Origin of the sequence: Microbacterium terrae, assembly GCF_017831975.1 — a bacterium.
Lineage (GTDB): Bacteria > Actinomycetota > Actinomycetes > Actinomycetales > Microbacteriaceae > Microbacterium > Microbacterium terrae.
The window spans coordinates 3589846-3606329 of sequence record NZ_JAFDSS010000001.1 but is presented as its reverse complement, the minus strand read 5'-3'; the positions used below and the strand labels follow the sequence as shown (position 1 = coordinate 3606329).

The 16484-nt window shown below is 71.0% G+C and carries 13 protein-coding genes; 11 read left to right on the top strand and 2 right to left on the bottom strand.

The features are described from left to right. Positions 1 to 36: 36 nt before the first annotated feature. Genes JOD63_RS16415 through JOD63_RS16400 form a run of 4 tightly spaced genes read left to right on the top strand, consistent with a single transcriptional unit; the run spans position 37 to position 5746 of the window. Positions 37 to 1194, top strand: coding sequence for an acyl-CoA dehydrogenase family protein (locus JOD63_RS16415; protein ID WP_245617984.1), 1158 nt, complete (start codon positions 37 to 39; stop codon positions 1192 to 1194). A gap of 43 nt (positions 1195 to 1237) precedes the next feature. Continuing rightward, positions 1238 to 2446 (top strand): acetyl-CoA C-acetyltransferase, encoded by a 1209-nt coding sequence (locus JOD63_RS16410; RefSeq protein ID WP_045275657.1) that lies wholly within the window; start codon positions 1238 to 1240, stop codon positions 2444 to 2446. 32 nt (positions 2447 to 2478) lie between these two features. Beyond that, positions 2479 to 4731, top strand: coding sequence for a 3-hydroxyacyl-CoA dehydrogenase NAD-binding domain-containing protein (locus JOD63_RS16405; protein ID WP_211088144.1), 2253 nt, complete (start codon positions 2479 to 2481; stop codon positions 4729 to 4731). Further along, positions 4724 to 5746, top strand: coding sequence for an NAD(P)H-dependent flavin oxidoreductase (locus JOD63_RS16400; protein ID WP_045275656.1), 1023 nt, complete (start codon positions 4724 to 4726; stop codon positions 5744 to 5746). The genes JOD63_RS16405 and JOD63_RS16400 overlap by 8 nt, the downstream gene beginning before the upstream one ends. A 97-nt stretch (positions 5747 to 5843) precedes the next feature. Here JOD63_RS16400 and JOD63_RS16395 read toward each other — a convergent pair whose 3' ends face one another. Further along, positions 5844 to 6449 carry a TetR/AcrR family transcriptional regulator gene (locus tag JOD63_RS16395; RefSeq protein WP_045275655.1) on the bottom strand — a complete coding sequence of 202 codons (606 nt, stop codon included), beginning with the start codon at positions 6447 to 6449 and terminating at the stop codon, positions 5844 to 5846. A gap of 170 nt (positions 6450 to 6619) precedes the next feature. Between JOD63_RS16395 and JOD63_RS16390 the strand changes: the two genes are divergently transcribed. Continuing rightward, positions 6620 to 8113, top strand: coding sequence for an aldehyde dehydrogenase family protein (locus tag JOD63_RS16390; protein ID WP_045275654.1), 1494 nt, complete (start codon positions 6620 to 6622; stop codon positions 8111 to 8113). Positions 8114 to 8229: 116 nt separating this feature from the next. Here JOD63_RS16390 and JOD63_RS16385 read toward each other — a convergent pair whose 3' ends face one another. Next, positions 8230 to 9474, bottom strand: a complete 1245-nt coding sequence (locus JOD63_RS16385; protein ID WP_045275653.1) for a TetR/AcrR family transcriptional regulator — start codon at positions 9472 to 9474, stop codon at positions 8230 to 8232. A 163-nt stretch (positions 9475 to 9637) separates the two neighbouring features. On the opposite strand from JOD63_RS16385, the gene fadD5 reads away from it, so the two are divergent. Genes fadD5 through JOD63_RS16355 form a run of 6 tightly spaced genes read left to right on the top strand, consistent with a single transcriptional unit; the run spans position 9638 to position 16472 of the window. After that, positions 9638 to 11212 (top strand): fatty-acid--CoA ligase FadD5, encoded by a 1575-nt coding sequence (fadD5, locus tag JOD63_RS16380; RefSeq protein ID WP_045275652.1) that lies wholly within the window; start codon positions 9638 to 9640, stop codon positions 11210 to 11212. 1 nt (position 11213) lies between these two features. After that, the gene (locus tag JOD63_RS16375) at positions 11214 to 12827 is read left to right on the top strand and encodes an alcohol dehydrogenase catalytic domain-containing protein (RefSeq protein ID WP_084613511.1); all 1614 of its coding nucleotides are present in this window, start codon (positions 11214 to 11216) and stop codon (positions 12825 to 12827) included. Positions 12828 to 12882: 55 nt separating this feature from the next. Beyond that, the gene (locus JOD63_RS16370) at positions 12883 to 13830 is read left to right on the top strand and encodes an ABC transporter ATP-binding protein (RefSeq protein WP_045275651.1); all 948 of its coding nucleotides are present in this window, start codon (positions 12883 to 12885) and stop codon (positions 13828 to 13830) included. Beyond that, positions 13827 to 15446 carry an ABC transporter permease gene (locus tag JOD63_RS16365; RefSeq protein ID WP_045275650.1) on the top strand — a complete coding sequence of 540 codons (1620 nt, stop codon included), beginning with the start codon at positions 13827 to 13829 and terminating at the stop codon, positions 15444 to 15446. Before JOD63_RS16370 ends, JOD63_RS16365 begins: the two co-directional genes overlap by 4 nt. Positions 15447 to 15456: 10 nt before the next feature. Next, positions 15457 to 15942: a GbsR/MarR family transcriptional regulator gene (locus JOD63_RS16360; protein WP_045275649.1), complete on the top strand. Its 486-nt coding sequence runs from the start codon at positions 15457 to 15459 to the stop codon at positions 15940 to 15942. Continuing rightward, the gene (locus JOD63_RS16355; RefSeq protein ID WP_045275648.1) at positions 15939 to 16472 is read left to right on the top strand and encodes a ribonuclease H family protein; all 534 of its coding nucleotides are present in this window, start codon (positions 15939 to 15941) and stop codon (positions 16470 to 16472) included. Before JOD63_RS16360 ends, JOD63_RS16355 begins: the two co-directional genes overlap by 4 nt. Positions 16473 to 16484 lie beyond the last annotated feature (12 nt).

Here is a 16484-nt window from a genome sequence, read left to right as displayed (position 1 = left end):
AAAAAGTTCTGTCCAGAGGGATCGATGAGGATCGGAGTGACGGTGAAGACGCCACGCAGGCTGTACGACGACGACCACGAGCAGTTCCGCGAGGTGATCCGCGCGTTCGTGGACCAGCACGCCGCACCGCATGCGCAGCGCTGGGCAGCCGACGGCAAGGTCGACCGGTGGCTCTTCACGAAGGCCGCCGAGGCGGGGATCCTGGGCTTCGCCCTGCCGGAGGAGTACGGCGGCGGCGGGGCCGACGACTTCCGCTTCAACGCGATCATGGGCGAAGAGCTCGCCCGCAACCCCGTGTCGGACGGCATGGCCGGAATCGCGCTGCAGAACGACATCGTCTTCCCGTACTTCGTCGACCTCACGAACGACGAGCAGAAGCAGCGCTGGCTCCCCGGCATCGCCGCGGGCGAGCTCGTCACCGCCATCGCGATGACCGAGCCCGGCACGGGCAGCGACCTCGCCGGCATCCGCACCTCGGCTGTCCGCGACGGCGACGACTACGTCATCAACGGCTCGAAGACCTTCATCTCGAACGGCCAGAACGCCGACCTCGTGGTCGTGGCGGTGCGCACGTCCGCCGACCGGCACCGCGGGCTCAGCCTCATCGTCGTCGAAGGCGACCGTCCCGGGTTCACCCGCGGCCGCAACCTCGACAAGATCGGTCTGCACGCGCAGGACACCAGCGAGCTGTCGTTCGCCGACGTGCGGGTGCCCGCCGGCAACCTGCTCGGCGCTGAGGGTGACGGCTTCCTCGGGCTCATGCGCAACCTCCCCCAGGAGCGTCTGTCGATCGCGGCCGCCGCGGTCGCGGCCTCCGAAGGCGTGCTCGAGCGGACGCTCGCCTACGTGAAGGAGCGCACCGCGTTCGGCCAGCCCATCGGCTCGTTCCAGAACACCCGCTTCGTCCTCGCAGAGATCGCCACGCAGCTGCAGGCGAGCCGCGTCTACATCGACGAGTTCGTGCGTCTGCACACGGCGGGCGAGCTCACCGCCGAGCAGGCGGCAGCGGCCAAGTGGTACACGACCGAGCAGTACAACGATGTGGTCTACCGGTGCCAGCAGCTCTACGGCGGCTACGGCTACATGCAGGAGTACCGCATCGCGCAGGACTACCAGGATGCGCGCATCACGACCATCTACGGAGGCACGACCGAGATCATGAAGGAGATCGTCGGCCGCAGCCTCGGACTCTGATCCACCCGTCTTCGAACTCATCCCCAGCCAGCGGAGGTACACCATGCCCGAGGCATACATCTACGACGCCGTGCGCACCCCGCGCGGGCGCAACAAGGGCGGATCGCTGCACAGCGTCAAGCCCGTCGACCTCGTGGTCGGCCTGATCGACGCGCTGCGCGAGCGCAACCCCTCGCTCAGGGCCGACCTCATCGACGACATCGTGCTCGGCGTCGTCTCGCCCGTCGGTGAACAGGGCGGAGACATCGCGCGCACCGCGGCCCTCGTCGCGGGCCTCCCCGAGACCGTCGCCGGCGTGCAGGTCAACCGCTTCTGCGCGTCGGGACTCGAAGCGGTCAACCTGGCTGCGCAGAAGGTGGCCTCCGGGTACGAGGACCTCGTGCTCGCGGGCGGCGTCGAGTCGATGTCGCGCGTGCCGATCGGGTCGGACGGCGGCGCCTATGCACAGGACCCGACCACCGGCTACGACCACTACTTCGTGCCGCAGGGCATCGGCGCCGACCTCATCGCCACGATCGAGGGGTTCAGCCGCGAAGACGTCGACGCCTTCGCCGCCCGCTCGCAGGCGCGAGCCGACACCGCCTGGCGCGAAGGACGCTTCGCGGCATCCGTCGTCCCCGTCACCGACATCAACGGCGTCACCCTCCTCGCCGAAGACGAGCACCGCCGCCCGGGCTCTACCGTCGAGTCGCTCGGGCAGCTGCCCGCGTCGTTCGCCGCGCTCGGCGAGCAGGCGGGCTTCGACGCGGTCGCCCTCCAGAAGTACCACTGGGTCGAGAAGATCGACCACGTGCACGGGCCCGGCAACTCGTCGGGCATCGTCGACGGCGCCGCGCTCGTCGTCATCGGCACCCGCGAGATCGGCGAGCGCCTCGGGCTCACACCGCGGGCGCGCATCGTCTCGACCGCCGTCACGGGGTCCGACCCGACGATCATGCTCACCGGGCCCACGCCGGCGACGCAGAAGGCGCTCGAGAAGGCGGGGCTCGACGCCTCCGACATCGACCTGTTCGAGCTCAACGAGGCTTTCGCCGCGGTCGTGATGAAGTGGCAGAAGGACCTCGGCATCCCCGACGACAAGGTAAACGTCAACGGCGGGGCGATCGCCCTCGGCCACCCCCTGGGCGCCACCGGCGCCATGATCCTCGGCACCCTGCTCGACGAGCTCGAGCGGCAGGACCTCCGCCGCGGCCTCGCCACGCTCTGCGTCGGCGCGGGCATGGGCATCGCCACCGTCATCGAGCGCGTCTGAGCGCCCCAGCGAGCCTCTGAAGGAGCACACGCATGAGCACCACCGACACCGCACCCACCACCGACACCGCACGCACCGACGCACCGCGTGCGACCGACGTGAAGACCTACACCGGATACGCCTACGACCGCGGCGCCGACGGCATCGTGACCGTCACCATGGACGACCCCGGCGCGAGCGTCAACACGATGAACCCGCACTTCGTCTCGACCCTCGAGGCGACGGTCGACCGGCTCGAGGCGGAGCGCGACGACATCGTCGGGGTCATCCTCGCCTCGGCGAAGAAGAGCTGGTTCGCCGGCGGCGACCTCAACCTGCTGCGCGCAGCCGACCCCGCGAAGGCCGCGGAGGAGACCGCGCACATCGATCACGTCAAGGCGATCATGCGCCGGCTCGAGAAACTCGGCCGCCCGGTCGTCGCCGTGCTCAACGGCACGGCGCTCGGCGGCGGCCTCGAGGTCGCCCTCGCCACCCACCACCGCATCGCCGCCGACGTGCGCGGCGCCCAGTTCGGCGTGCCCGAGGTGTCGCTCGGCCTGCTCCCCGGCGGCGGCGGCATCACCCGTCTGGTCCGGATGCTCGGCCTCCAGCGCGCGCTCGCCGACGTGATCCTCCCCGCCACGAAGTTCTCGCCGCGCGATGCTCTTGCGGTCGGGATCGTCGACGAGGTGGTCGATTCGGTCGCCGACCTCGTGCCGGCCGCGCAGGCGTGGATCGCCGCGAACCCCGAGCCGGTCGTGGCGTGGGACCAGAAGGGCTTCCGCATCCCGGGCGGCGCGCCGAACTCGCCCGGTGTGGCCGGGATGCTCCCCGCCCTGCCCGCGACGCTGCGCAAGCAGCTCAAGGGCTCGCCGCTGCCGGCTCCCCGTGCGGCGCTCGCCGCCGCCGTCGAGGGCGCGTACGTCGACTTCGACACGGCATCGCTCGTCGAGACCCGCTACCTGGTCTCGCTCACGCACGGCCAGGTGGCGAAGAACATGATCAAGGCGTTCTTCTTCGACCTGCAGCACATCAACTCCGGCGGCTCGCGGCCCACCGCCGACGAGGACGGCACCCCGATCCCCCGCCGCGAGGTCACGAAGCTGGGCGTCATCGGCGCCGGCATGATGGGCGCCGCGATCGCGTACGTCTCGGCCAAGGTCGGCATCGAGGTCGTCCTGAAGGACGTCTCGCTCGAGGCCGCCGAGAAGGGCAAGGACTACGCCCGCAGCCTCGAGGACAAAGCGCTGGCGCGGGGGAAGACGGATGCCGCGAAGTCGGAGGCACTGCTCGCCCGCATCCACCCCACCGCCGACCCCGCCGACTTCGCCGGCGTCGACTTCGTGATCGAGGCGGTGTTCGAGTCGGTTCCCGTCAAGCAGTCCGTGTTCCAGGAGATCCAGCACATCGTCGAGCCCGATGCCGTGCTCGGCTCGAACACCTCGACGCTGCCGATCACCGAGCTGGCGGAGGGTGTGGAGCGCCGGCCCGATTTCATCGGGATCCACTTCTTCTCACCGGTCGACAAGATGCCGCTCGTCGAGATCGTGAAGGGACAGGGAACCAGCGCCGAGACGCTCGCCCGCGTGTTCGACTACGTGCTCCAGATCCGCAAGACCCCGATCGTGGTCAACGACCGCCGCGGGTTCTTCACCTCGCGCGTGATCGGCAGGTTCATCGCCGAGGCCGTCGCCGCGGTGGGCGAAGGCGTCGAGCCGGTCTCGGTCGAGCAGGCGGCACTCCAGGCCGGCTATCCTGCGGGCGCGCTGCAGCTGCTCGACGAGCTCACCATCTCGCTCTCGCGCAAGATCCGCATCGAGACCCGCGAGGCCGCGGAAGCCGAGGGCGGCACCTGGATCGAGCATCCGTCGGAGGCCGTCATGGATTGGATGGTCGAAGACGCCGAACGCCCCGGCCGCAAGGCCGGTGGCGGCTTCTACGACTACTCCGACGACGGCAGGCGCCTCGGCATCTGGCCGGGCCTGCGCGAGAAGTACGACTCCGGGCGCACGGTGCTGCCGCTGAAGGATCTGCAGGAGCGGATGCTGTTCGCCGAGGCGCTCGACACGATCGACTGCCTCGACGGCGGCGTGCTCACCTCGGTTCCCGACGCGAACATCGGCTCGATCTACGGCATCGGCTTCCCGGCGTGGACCGGCGGCGTGCTGCAGTACGTCAATCAGTACGAAGGGGGTCTCCCCGGGTTCGTCGCCCGTGCCCGCGAGCTGGCGGAGGCCTACGGCGAGCGCTTCGAGCCGCCGGCATCCCTCCTCGCCAAGGCGGAGGCCGGTGAGACCTATGAGTGAGACGATCTCGGTCGTCGAGCGACCGGAGCGAGACGAAGCGCAGCCCCGCCTGCGCACACGGTTCACCGAGGCCCTCGGCATCGAGCACCCCGTCGTCCAGGGCGGCATGATGTGGGTCGGCCGCGCCGAACTCGCCGCGGCGGTGTCGGAGGCGGGCGGTCTCGGCATCATCACCGCGCTCACCCAGCCGACGCCCGCCGACCTCGTGAAGGAGATCGAGCGCGCGCGCACGATGACCGACAAGCCGATCGGCGTGAACCTCACGATCCTCCCGTCGATCAGCCCGCCGCCGTACGACGAGTACCGCCGCGCGATCGTCGACGCGGGCGTCACCATCGTCGAGACCGCCGGGTCGAGCCCCGAGCCGCACATGGAGATGTTCCGCGATGCCGGCGTGCGCGTGATCCACAAGTGCACATCGGTGCGGCACGCGCTCAAGGCGCAGAGCGTCGGTGTGACCGCCGTGTCGATCGACGGATTCGAGTGCGCCGGGCACCCGGGTGAGGACGACGTGCCGGGCCTCGTGCTGATCCCCGCCGCCGCCGACGCGCTCGAGATCCCGTTCATCGCGTCGGGCGGCTTCGCCGATGGGCGCGGCCTCGCCGCGGCGCTGGCCCTCGGCGCCGACGGCGTGAACATGGGCTCGCGCTTCATGTGCACCGTCGAATCGCCGATCGCGCAGAGCGTGAAGGAGCGCATCGTCGCGGCATCCGAGCTCGACACGAATCTCATCTTCCGGTCGCTGCGCAATACCGCGCGCGTGGCGAAGAACTCCGTGAGCGACGAGGTCGTGCAGATCCTCGCGGCCGGCGGCCGGTTCCCCGACGTGCAGCCGCTCGTCGCGGGGGCGCGCGGACGAAAGGTGTTCGAGGACGGCGACGTCGAAGCGGGCATCTGGACGGTCGGCCAGGTTCAGGGCATCATCCGCGACATCCCGACCGCCGGTGAGGTCGTGCGCCGCACCGTCGCGCAGGCGCACGACGTGCTCACCCGGCGCCTCGCCCAGTTCGCCTGACGCCGGGAGCCGCGTTTCGTCTCGTCGCTGCGCTCCTCGCTCAACGACCGGAGTCGCCTCGCCCGGTCGTTGAGCGAGCGAAGCGAGACGAAACGCGTCAGGCGCCGGCGCCGTGGCGCACGAGGTCCTGCGTGGAGCGCACCAGGTCGTCGAGCGAGCGGGTGCGCGGGTTCCACCACTCCACCGCCCAGTTCATCGCGCCCAGCAGCAGCAGGCGGAAGACGTTGACGTCGAGGTCGGCCCGGATCCGGCCCTGCTCCTGCGCCTGGCGGAAGAGGTCGCGCCAGACACGGCTGTACTCCCCCTCCTCGGCGGCGGGGCGCACGCGAAGGTGCTCGGGCACCTGCCCGGCGTTGCGGATCGACGCCGTCGTGTAGTCCGAGATCGAGAGCTCGTACCGCAGGTGGGCGTCGACGCCGACCAGGATGCGCTCGAACGGGCCCACTTCGGCCGGCAGGGCGGCGAGCGCCTCCTCGACGTGGAGTCGCACCCGGTGGGCGCCCGCCCACATGACCTCCTCGACGAGGTCGTCACGCGATCCGAAGTAGTAGTAGATCGCGGGAGCCTGCACGCCTGCCACCTCGGCGACGTCGGCGAGGCGTGTTCCGGCGTAGCCCTTGCGGCTGAGGATCTCGGCGGCGGCATCGAGGATGCGCTGCCGGGTGCGCACCGACTTCGCGGTCGCGGTCTGGGTCTCCGCCATCGCCTGCCTTTCGCGGTTCCAGCGATTCTAACCAAGATGAGAAAATTCCGGGATGCCTTGCGCCGGGGTCGCACGGGACCTACTGTGAATCGCGATTCACTTAGTACGGACTGTCTCGCGACGGCGCGCGACGGACGACAGATGCTCGAAGACGAGCGGAGGAGACCCCGATGACCCTTCTCGCAGACTCCGGAACCCCCGGCACGTACACCACGGTCGACCCGCGCGACGGCAGCGCGATCGAGTCGTACCCGGTCGACGACGCCGCCGCGGTGCGGGCGGCAGTCGGCCGCGCGCGGGAGGCAGCCGCGTGGTGGGCCGCACAGGACCACGCCGGGCGCAAGCGGGTGCTGCTGCGCTGGAAGAGCGCGATCGCCCGCGACGCCGCATCCCTCGCCCAGACCATCTCGCGCGAGACCGGCAAGCCCGAGTCCGACGCACTCCTCGAGGTGATGCTCACGCTCACCCACCTCGATTGGGCTGCGAAGAACGCCGAGGGTGTGCTCAAGCGCCGCAAGGTGCACGCCGGCCTCATGAACTACAACCAGAAGGCGAGCGTCGGGTACGAGCCCTACGGCGTCGTCGGCGTCATCGGGCCCTGGAACTACCCGTTCTACACGCCGATGGGCTCGATCTCGTACGCGCTCGCCGCCGGCAACGCCGTCGTCTTCAAGCCGAGCGAGCTCACCCCCGGAACCGCGGTGTGGATCGCCCGCAAGTGGGCCGAGGTGTGCGACGAGCCGGTGCTGCAGGCGGTGACCGGCGACGGCGCGACCGGCGCCGCTCTCGTGAGCTCGGGGGTCGACAAGGTCGCCTTCACCGGATCGACCCGCACCGCGAAGAAGGTCATGGCGCTGTGCGCACTGTCGCTCACGCCGCTCGTCGCCGAGTGCGGCGGCAAGGACGCCCTCATCGTCGCCGCCGACGCCGACCTCGACGCCGCGGCATCCTTCATCGCCTTCGGCGCCTTCGGCAACGCGGGCCAGACGTGCGTGGGCGTCGAGCGCGTGTACGTCGACAAGACGGTCGCCGATGCGCTGATCGCGAAGGTCGTCGAACGCGGCGAGCGCGTGCGCGTCGGCGGCGAGACCGCGACCTACGGCCCCATGACGCTGCCGTCGCAGACCGCTGTCATCGCGGCGCACATCGGCGACGCACTCGAGCGGGGCGGCACTGCCGCTCTCGGCGGACGCGAGTCGGTCGGCGAGCGATTCGTCGAGCCGGTCGTGCTCGTCGACGTGCCCGAGGACTCCGACGCCGTGCGCCACGAGACCTTCGGTCCGACCGTCGTCATCAACACGGTGTCGAGCGTCGACGAGGCGGTGCAGCGCGCGAACGCCACCGATTACGGCCTGGGTGCCGCGGTGTTCACCAGGAGCGCCGCGACCGGCCGCCGTGCCGCGAAGCAGCTGCGTGCCGGGGTGGTCACAATCAACTCGGTGCTCGGGTTCGCCGGCATCCCCGCCCTGCCGTTCGGCGGCGTGAAGGGCTCGGGCTTCGGGCGCATCCACGGCGCCGACGGCCTGCGTGAGTTCTCGACGCCGAAGTCGGTCGCGCACCAGACCAGCAAGGCGGCGCTGAACCTGCTCACCCTCGAGCGCAGCCACAAGGACGACCACATGGTCGCGCGGATGCTGCCGATGCTGCACGGCCGCGCGAAGTAGCCCGGCGTTTCGTCTCGCTTCGCTCGCTCAACGACCGAAGACTCGCTTCGCTCGCTCAACGACCGAAAGGTGCCGGGCGTTGAGCGAGGAGCGCAGCGACGAGACGAAACGCGGTGTCAGGCGACGCCGAGGGTCGCACGCAGAAGCGCTGCGACCCTCCGCGATGTCGCGGCGTTCGTACGGTGGCGGAGCATCATGGCGACGTCGGCCACGACGTTGAACCCGGCGTGGACGAGCACGGTGGCATCCTTCGACGACAGCTCGGGGCGCGTGCGCTGCAGCAGCTCCGACCACTCCGCAAGGTAGGCACGCTGCAGGCCGCGCATGCGCTTGCCGTCGTCGGCGTCGAGCGCCGACACGTCGGCCGCCCACACGCCCACCAGCTGGTAGTTCTCGAAGCTGTGGCGCACGTAGTCGTCGCACAGCGCGTCGAGCACCGCCTGCGGCGAGTCCGACGACAACTGGGCTGCGACCCGAGCCGCGTCGAGCTGGGCGGACGCGCGCAGGCACGCCTCCATCAGCAGGGCGGACTTGCTCTCGAAGTGGCGGTACACCCCGGACGGGGTGAGGTCGACCGCGGTCGCGATGTCTTCGATCGACACCTCGTGGTAGCCGCGGGCGTGGAACTGCGCGACGGCGGTCGCCACGAGCCGCTCCCGGCGCGTGGTGCCCGCGTCGGGCACGGCGCGCTCGAGCGGGTCGTCGCCGGCATCCGGCAGATCGGCGTCGAGCAGTCGCCACGCGGCGGCGTCGAGGATCGTCCGGAGGGCGCGCGAGGAGATGACGGTGCGGTGGGTCGTGATGCTCGCGATCGACGCGAGCGCCGCGAGCACCAGCAGCCCCGCGTCGGCCTCGTCGACCTCGGGTCGGTACACCCGGAGCGGCGGCACCATGCGCTCGCGCAGCGTGCGGAACTCCGCCGTCAGGCGGTCGCGGTCGTCCTTCTCGAGGTAGCGCCCTTCCCACCGGTACACACCGCCGGTGGCGCGCAGGTCGATCGACGTCGAGATGAGCGCGTTGAGGTGCATGTCGAGGGCGGTGCGTGCGGCCTCGGGGTCGCCGATGGGCATCGCCGCGGCATCCGCGGTCGCCTCGACGAGGCGGTGGGCGAGGTCGAACACCGTCTGCGCGAACAGGGCGTACTTGTTCGGGAAGTGCCGGTAGAGCGCCGGCGCCGAGATGCCGACGGCATGGGCGACGTCGTTCATGCTGACCTGGTGGTAGCCCCGCTCGGCGAAGGCGAGCGCTGCCGCGGTCTCGATCTGGCGCTTGCGCTCGCGGGGGCGGCGGCGCACCGGCTCGCCGGCCTGAGCCGGAGCGGGGACTGTGGCACCGGCGGTGCCGGCACTCCGGCTGGACATGTCGTTCACCCTACTCCCGGCGACGCGGACGAGGGTGATCGCCGATGAACATCAGACGTGAATCACCGTTAACAAAACTCTTCCCAGATCACCTCGCCACTGGCATACTCGATTGCACGTCGTCGCACTGACGCGACCCCTGACGAAGATGTTGGAGACGAGCATGAGCACTGAGCAGCGCGTGATCCCGAGCGCCGCACGCCGCAACCACTGGATGAACCAGGTCGCCGGCCACGCATCGATGAAGCCCGACGCCACGGCGTTCCGGTTCGTCGGCCAGTCGTGGACGTGGGGCCAGGTCGATTCCCACATGGATGCCTTCGCCGCCGCCCTCCAGCGCCGCGGCGTCGCGGCCGGCGATCGGGTGCTGCTGCTCACCCTCAACCGTCCCGAGGTGGTGGAGGCCATCTTCGGCATCAATCGCATCGGCGCGATGGCCGTGCCGATCAACTTCCGCCTCACGCCACCCGAGATCGCGTACATCGTCGACGACGCCGACGCGAGCGTGATCGTGGTCGAAGGCCCCCTCGCCCCGCTGGTCGGCGCCGTCGCGCAGATCACCGATCGCATCAAGACTGTCATCGTCATCGGCGAAGCGGGCGAGGGCCAGGAGTCGTACGACGAGCTGATCGCCGAGGATGCGTCGGACTTCGAGGCCCCTGACGTTCCCGAAGACACCCCCGCGCTCATCGTCTACACCTCGGGCACGACCGGCCGTCCGAAGGGCGCCCTGCTCGACCACATCAACATGTTCTCGCAGTCGATCACGTGCATCCGCGCCAACGACGTCACCGACGAGAGCGACATCGCGTTCCTGACGGCACCGCTGTTCCACATCGCGGGCATGGGCTCGATCGCGCCGAACTTCATCCTCGGCATCCCGACGGTCATCCACCCGCTCGGCGCGTTCAACCCGACCGAGCTGCTCGACGCGTGGGAGCGCGAGGGCGCGACCATCGTGTTCAACGTGCCGCAGCAGTGGCAGGTGATCTGCGCCGACCCGTCGATCCCGAGCCGTGATCTGAAGATCCGCATCGCCAGCTGGGGGGCCGCGCCCGCCTCCGAGACCCTGCTGCGCACGATGGCCGACACGTTCCCGGCGGCCACCATCGTCGCCGTGTTCGGCCAGACCGAGCTGTCGCCGATCACCTGCGTGCTCAAGGGCGAGGACTCGCACCGCAAGATCGGGTCGGTCGGCAGGCCCATCCCGACCATCCAGTACCGCGTCGTGAACGAGGACGGCGACGACGTGGCGCCCGGCGAGGTCGGCGAGATCCTCTACCGCGGGCCGACCCTGATGCAGGGCTACTGGCGCAAGCCGGTCGAGACCGCCGAGGCGTTCGCGGGCGGCTGGTTCCACTCGGGCGACCTGGTGCGGCAGGACGACGAGGGCTTCGTCTGGGTCGTCGACCGCAAGAAGGACATGATCATCTCGGGCGGCGAGAACGTCTACTGCGCCGAGGTCGAGAACGTGCTGTTCGCCCACCCGGCGATCCTCGACGTCGCGATCTACGGCCGTGCCGACGAACGATGGGGCGAGATCCCGGTGGCGGCCGTCGTCGCCCGCCCGGGCGAAGAGGTCGACCTCGCGCAGCTGCAGGAGTGGCTGGGCGACAAGCTCGCCCGCTACAAGCACCCGAAGGCGCTCGTCGTCGTCGAGGCCATCGCCCGCAACGCCGGCGGCAAGGTCGACAAGGTCAGGCTGCGCGCGGCCGACCGCCAGCCGACGACCGTCTGACATGGGAGCGGATGTCGCCGCGATCGTCCGCGGTCGCGGCGGGGCGCCCGTACTCGAGAGCGTCTCGGTGTCGCCCCCGCGGGCGGGCGAGGTCCTGGTGCGGGTCCTCGCCTCCGGCGTCTGCCACACCGACCTCGTCGCCATCGACGGCGGCATCGGGTACCCCTTCCCCGCGGTGTTCGGACACGAGGGCGCGGGCATCGTCGAAGCCGTCGGCGAGGGCGTCACCCGCGTGCATCCGGGCGATCGCGTGGTGCTGAGCTTCGCGTCGTGCGGCACCTGCGCCGCCTGCCGCAGCGGTCATCCGGCCTACTGCGAGCTGTTCGGCTCTCTCAACCACAGTCCCGAGACCGGGGCGATGGCGGTCGAGGCGACCGGCGAGGCGCTGAACGCCGGTTTCATGCGGCAGTCGTCGTGGGCGACGCGCGTGCTCGCCCACGAGTCGAACACCGTGCCGATCCCTGCCGACGTGCCCGCCACGGTCGCCGCTCCGCTCGGCTGCGGTGTGCTCACCGGCGCGGCGACGGTGCTCAACGTGCTGTCGCCGACCGCGGGCGATGACCTCGTCGTGATCGGGGCCGGCGCCGTCGGCCTCTCGGCTGTGATGGCGGCGCGCGCGAGCGGATGCCGGTCGATCATCGTGTCGGATCCGCTGCCTGCCCGCCGCGACCTCGCCCTCGACCTCGGCGCCACGGCCGCGGTCGGCCCCGACGGGCTCGCCGAGGCCATCGCCGCAGGCGGCCCGGTGCGTCACGTCATCGACACGGTGGGCACGCAGGAGACGACGGATGCCGCGCTCGCGGCGCTCGCCCCGCGCGGCACCGTCGCCACGGTGGCCCTGCGCCCGGGGAGCAACCGCGTCTCGATCGCCCAGGGGCGCCTTCTCTGGGGCCGCACGATCACGGGCGTGATCGAGGGCGACGCCGTGGTGCAGCGAGACATCCCCCGGCTTGTCGACCTGTGGCACGCCGGGCTGCTGCCGGTCGAGCGGATCGTCACCGCGTACGGGCTCGACGAGATCGAGCGCGCCGTCGACGACACGCGCGCAGGTCGCGCCGTGAAGGCGGTGCTCGTCACGCCGGAGGCTGCGAGCGAAGCCACCCGCCGCGCCGCCGACACGGCATCCGCACCGGTCGCCGACCGCCCGACCGACGCGGGCGAGCCCGTCGGTCTACTCTTCACGCTGCGCGCGCGCACGCTCGACGACGCCGGCCTCGCTCGCCTGTGGCGCTCGCTGCCACCCGTCGAGCCCGCGGAACTGCGCGGGCTCTGGCGCGGCTGGGCGGTGACGACCGGTCATCGCGCGGAGCGGATGCTCGCCCGCTCGGGCTGGTACGGCAAGCGGTTCCACTCCGACTCGGAGGTCGACCCCATCGTCGTGCGCACCGGCGACGGGGAACTCGTCGCCGACGAGACGTTCTCGCACGGCGGCGCCTCCCTCTGGCGCATCGAGCGCGACGGGGTGCTGACCGTGGCGATGGTGTACGACGCGCTGCCGATCGTCGACAGCTTCACCCGGATCACCCCCGACGCCGTCCTCGGCGTGATGGGCGGCAAGAACACCGCCGACGAGGGGCGCGAGTTCTACTTCGTGCTCGAGCGAGACGCGGACTGAGACCGTTCGCTGCACAGTATTCACAAATTCGTGAAACGGGCGTACGCTCCGGCGCATGACCACAGTCATCCACACGGCCGGGCTCACCAAGCACTACGGGCGGGTCCACGCCCTCGACGGACTCGATCTCGACGTCGAAGCCGGGCAGGTGCACGGCTTCCTCGGTCCGAACGGTGCCGGCAAATCAACCACGATCCGCGTGCTGCTGGGGCTGGCGCGAGCCACCTCGGGTGAGGCATCCGTCTTCGGCCTCCATCCCTGGCGTGACGCGGTCGCGATCCACAAACGCGTCTCGTACATCCCCGGCGACGTCAGCGTGTGGCCGAACCTCTCCGGCGGGGAGGCGATCGACCTGCTGGGGCGCCTGCGCGGCGCGCCGCGGCGCGACGGCGCGTACACACGCGAGAAGGCCCGTCTGATGGAGGCCTTCCAGTTCGATCCGCGCAAGAAGGGGCGTGCGTACTCCAAGGGCAACCGACAGAAGGTCGCGCTCATCTCGGCGTTCGCGCTCCCCGCCGACCTGTACATCTTCGACGAGCCCACGAGCGGTCTCGACCCGCTCATGGACGTGATGTTCCGTCGCGAGGTCGCACGCGTGCGGCACGCGGGCTCGACGGTGCTGCTGTCGAGCCACATCATGTCGGAGGTCGAGCAGCTCTGCGATCGGGTATCGATCATCCGCGCGGGCCGCATCATCGAGTCGGGCACCCTCGCCGACCTGCGTCACCTCACCCGCACCGAGGTGTCGTTCGCCGGCACGGATGCCGCGGCAGCGGCGTCGCTGCCCGGCGCGCACGATGTGCTCGCCGAAGAGGGCCGCGTGCGGTTCACCGTCGACTCCGACCAGGTGGCCGCGCTCCTCCCCGATCTCGGCCGCCGCGGCGTCGAGGGTCTGCGCATCGCGCCGCCGTCGCTCGAGGAGCTGTTCCTGCGCCACTACGGCGACGACATCGCCGAACTCGAGGGCAACGGCCGTGCGGCCCTGCGGAGCGACCGGCGATGAGCACCGTCGGCACGCTCCTCGGCCAGCGCCTCCGCCGCGACTGGCGGCAGCTCGCCCTGTGGATCCTCGGCACGGCGGCGCTCGCCTACCTGTCGTACACCGGCGTCGCCGAGTCCTTCGGCACCGAGCAGGAGCGGTCGGCCCTCATCGCGACAGCGCTCGCGAACCCCGTCATCCTCCTCTTCCGCGGGCTCCCGTCAGGGGTCACGCAGAGCGCGGTGATGGCGTTCCTGATCTTCCCGTGGCTCGCGATGCTCGCCGCGTTCATGAGCACCTTCCTCGCGGTGCGGCACACGCGCGGCGAGGAGGAGCCCGGGCGGGCCGAACTGGTGTCGGCCACCCCAGCTGGTCGCACCGCGCCGATCGTGGCGACCGCACTGCACGGCCTCCTCGCGAACGCGCTCCTGGCAGCACTCACCGCCGGCGCCTTCCTCCTCACCGGGAGCGACGCCGAGGGGTCGGTCCTCATCGGAGTCGCGGCAGGCTCGGTCGGCGTCGCCTTCCTCGGGGTCGGCCTGTTCGCCGCGCAGCTGGTGCGCACCTCGCGCGGCGCCAACTCGGTGTCGGTGTGGGTGCTGCTGGTCGCCTTCGTGATGTGCGGAATCGGCAACGCCATCGGCACGCCCAGCGACGACCTGACCCGCATGGAGAGCTCGTGGCTCGCCTGGCTGTCGCCGTTCGGCTGGGGTGAGAACACCCGCGCGTTCGACGAGAACACGTGGTGGCCGCTCGCCCTGTGCCTGAGCCTCGGCGCGATCCTCACGGGTGCGGCGATCGCCCTCACGGCGGCGCGCGACCTCGGAGGCAGCTTCCTCGCCGAGCGCCACGGCCGCACGAGCGCACCCGCGAGCCTGTCGAGCCCGACGGGGCTCGTCTGGCGCCTCACGCGCGGGAGCGTCGCGGGCTGGGCGGTCGGCGGGCTCCTCACCGGGATCCTTGCGACGACCCTCGCGAACGTCGTCGCCGAGGTCGGCGCCGACAACCCGTCGATCGAGCAGATCCTCGACCAGATCTCAGGCGGCGGTGACATCGAGCAGGCGACGATCACCACGTTCTACACGATGCTCGGCATCCTGGCTGCCTGCTGCGGCGTGCAGATCGTGTGCCGCGCCCGGCAGGAGGAGGCTCACGGCACCGCGGAGCCGGTGCTCGCCGCCGTCGTCGATCGGATGCGCTGGCTGTCGGGCTACCTCGTGATCGCGTTCGCCGGGCTCGTCGCCGTGATCGCCGCAGGCGCCGCCGGGTCGCTGCTCGGCCTCGCCTCGCAGGAGGGCGACGCGCAGCTCGTGCAGACCGTGCTCGTGACCGCCGCCGGACAGGTGGCCGCGGCATCCGTCTTCGTCGCCGTCACCGCCGTGGTGTTCGTCGCCGCGCCCCGGCTCACCATCGCGCTCGGGTGGTCGCTCGTGGTCGTCGGACTGGTGCTCGGGCTGTTCGGCCCGATCTTCGGTTTCCCGGACTGGGTCACCGACCTTTCGCCGATCGCGGTCGCTCCGGTGATGCAGGGCGACGAGGTCGACCTGCAGGGGCTGTGGTGGCTGATCGCGGCGGTGGGCGTCGGCGCGGCTGCGTCGCTCGCGCTGATGCGGCGGCGCGAGCTCGCCGGCAGCGGATAGGTTCGAGGGGATGGGAAGCGAGACGGAGCACCCCGGTGTCGATGCCGCCGAGCAGGCCGCCGCGATGCTCGCCGCCGCCGGGATGCCGCGGATGCCGGCGCGCGTGATGATGGCGCTCGTCGGGTCGCCCGATGCCGGCTACACGGCCGCCGAGCTCGGCGATCGGCTCGGCGTCTCCGCCGCCGCCGTGTCGGGCGCGGTGCGGTACCTCGTGTCGATGCGGTTCATCCAGCGCCTCTCCCGCGCCGGTGACCGCCGCGACCGGTACGACCTCGTCGACGACGCCTGGGCGGGCATGATCGCCGCGAACGCGCCGCTCTACACCGCGCTCGCGTCGCAGATGGAGCAGATCGCCGACGAGAACACGGATGCCCCGACCTCGACCGCGCGCGCCCGCGAGATCGCCGACTTCCTGCGCTTCCTCGCCGCCCGCATGCCCGAACTGGCCGACGAGTGGCGCGCAGGCCGCGCCGCCCCGGGTAGCCTCGATCGGTGACCGATTCCTCCCGCTACACCGTGGCCACCGACGGCGCCTGCAAGGGCAACCCCGGACCGACCGGCTGGGCGTGGGTCGGCGAGGACGGTCACTGGGCAGCCGGCGCCATACCCGTCGGTACGAACAACGTCGGCGAGCTGATGGGCCTCCTCAAGGCCATCGAGGATCACCCGGCCGTCGCCGAGCTCGTCGTGCAAGCCGACTCGAAGTACGCGATCGACACGTACGAGAAGTGGATGGACGGCCACCGCCGCCGCGGCTGGAAGACCTCGACCGGAGCCCCGGCGAAGAACGTCGACCTCCTCGAGAAGCTCATGGCCGCGCGCGACGCGCGACGCGCCGCGGGCCTGCCCGACGTGGTGCTCGAGCACGTCCGCGGCCACCGCGGCCACGTGCTGAACGAGTGGGCCGACGAGCGCGCCGTGCGCGGCGCGGTGCACGCGGCATCCGGAACCGCGAGCGCCTGGTCGTCGCTGGGCGGCCTGCACGAGAAGCTCGACGTCTCGGCCGCCCCCGTCAAGAAGCGCTGAGGCGCGGCAGAT

Excerpts from the sequence above, each read along its gene's own strand:
- JOD63_RS16395 (WP_045275655.1), bottom strand. The coding sequence starts at position 6,449 with ATGGCGGAGACCCAGACCGCGACCGCGAAGTCGGTGCGCACCCGGCAG.
- fadD5 (WP_045275652.1), top strand. The coding sequence starts at position 9,638 with ATGAGCACTGAGCAGCGCGTGATCCCGAGCGCCGCACGCCGCAACCAC.
- JOD63_RS16365 (WP_045275650.1), top strand. The coding sequence starts at position 13,827 with ATGAGCACCGTCGGCACGCTCCTCGGCCAGCGCCTCCGCCGCGACTGG.
- JOD63_RS16400 (WP_045275656.1), top strand. The coding sequence starts at position 4,724 with ATGAGTGAGACGATCTCGGTCGTCGAGCGACCGGAGCGAGACGAAGCG.
- JOD63_RS16385 (WP_045275653.1), bottom strand. The coding sequence starts at position 9,474 with ATGTCCAGCCGGAGTGCCGGCACCGCCGGTGCCACAGTCCCCGCTCCG.
- JOD63_RS16370 (WP_045275651.1), top strand. The coding sequence starts at position 12,883 with ATGACCACAGTCATCCACACGGCCGGGCTCACCAAGCACTACGGGCGG.
- JOD63_RS16360 (WP_045275649.1), top strand. The coding sequence starts at position 15,457 with ATGGGAAGCGAGACGGAGCACCCCGGTGTCGATGCCGCCGAGCAGGCC.
- JOD63_RS16405 (WP_211088144.1), top strand. The coding sequence starts at position 2,479 with ATGAGCACCACCGACACCGCACCCACCACCGACACCGCACGCACCGAC.
- JOD63_RS16375 (WP_084613511.1), top strand. The coding sequence starts at position 11,214 with ATGGGAGCGGATGTCGCCGCGATCGTCCGCGGTCGCGGCGGGGCGCCC.
- JOD63_RS16410 (WP_045275657.1), top strand. The coding sequence starts at position 1,238 with ATGCCCGAGGCATACATCTACGACGCCGTGCGCACCCCGCGCGGGCGC.
- JOD63_RS16390 (WP_045275654.1), top strand. The coding sequence starts at position 6,620 with ATGACCCTTCTCGCAGACTCCGGAACCCCCGGCACGTACACCACGGTC.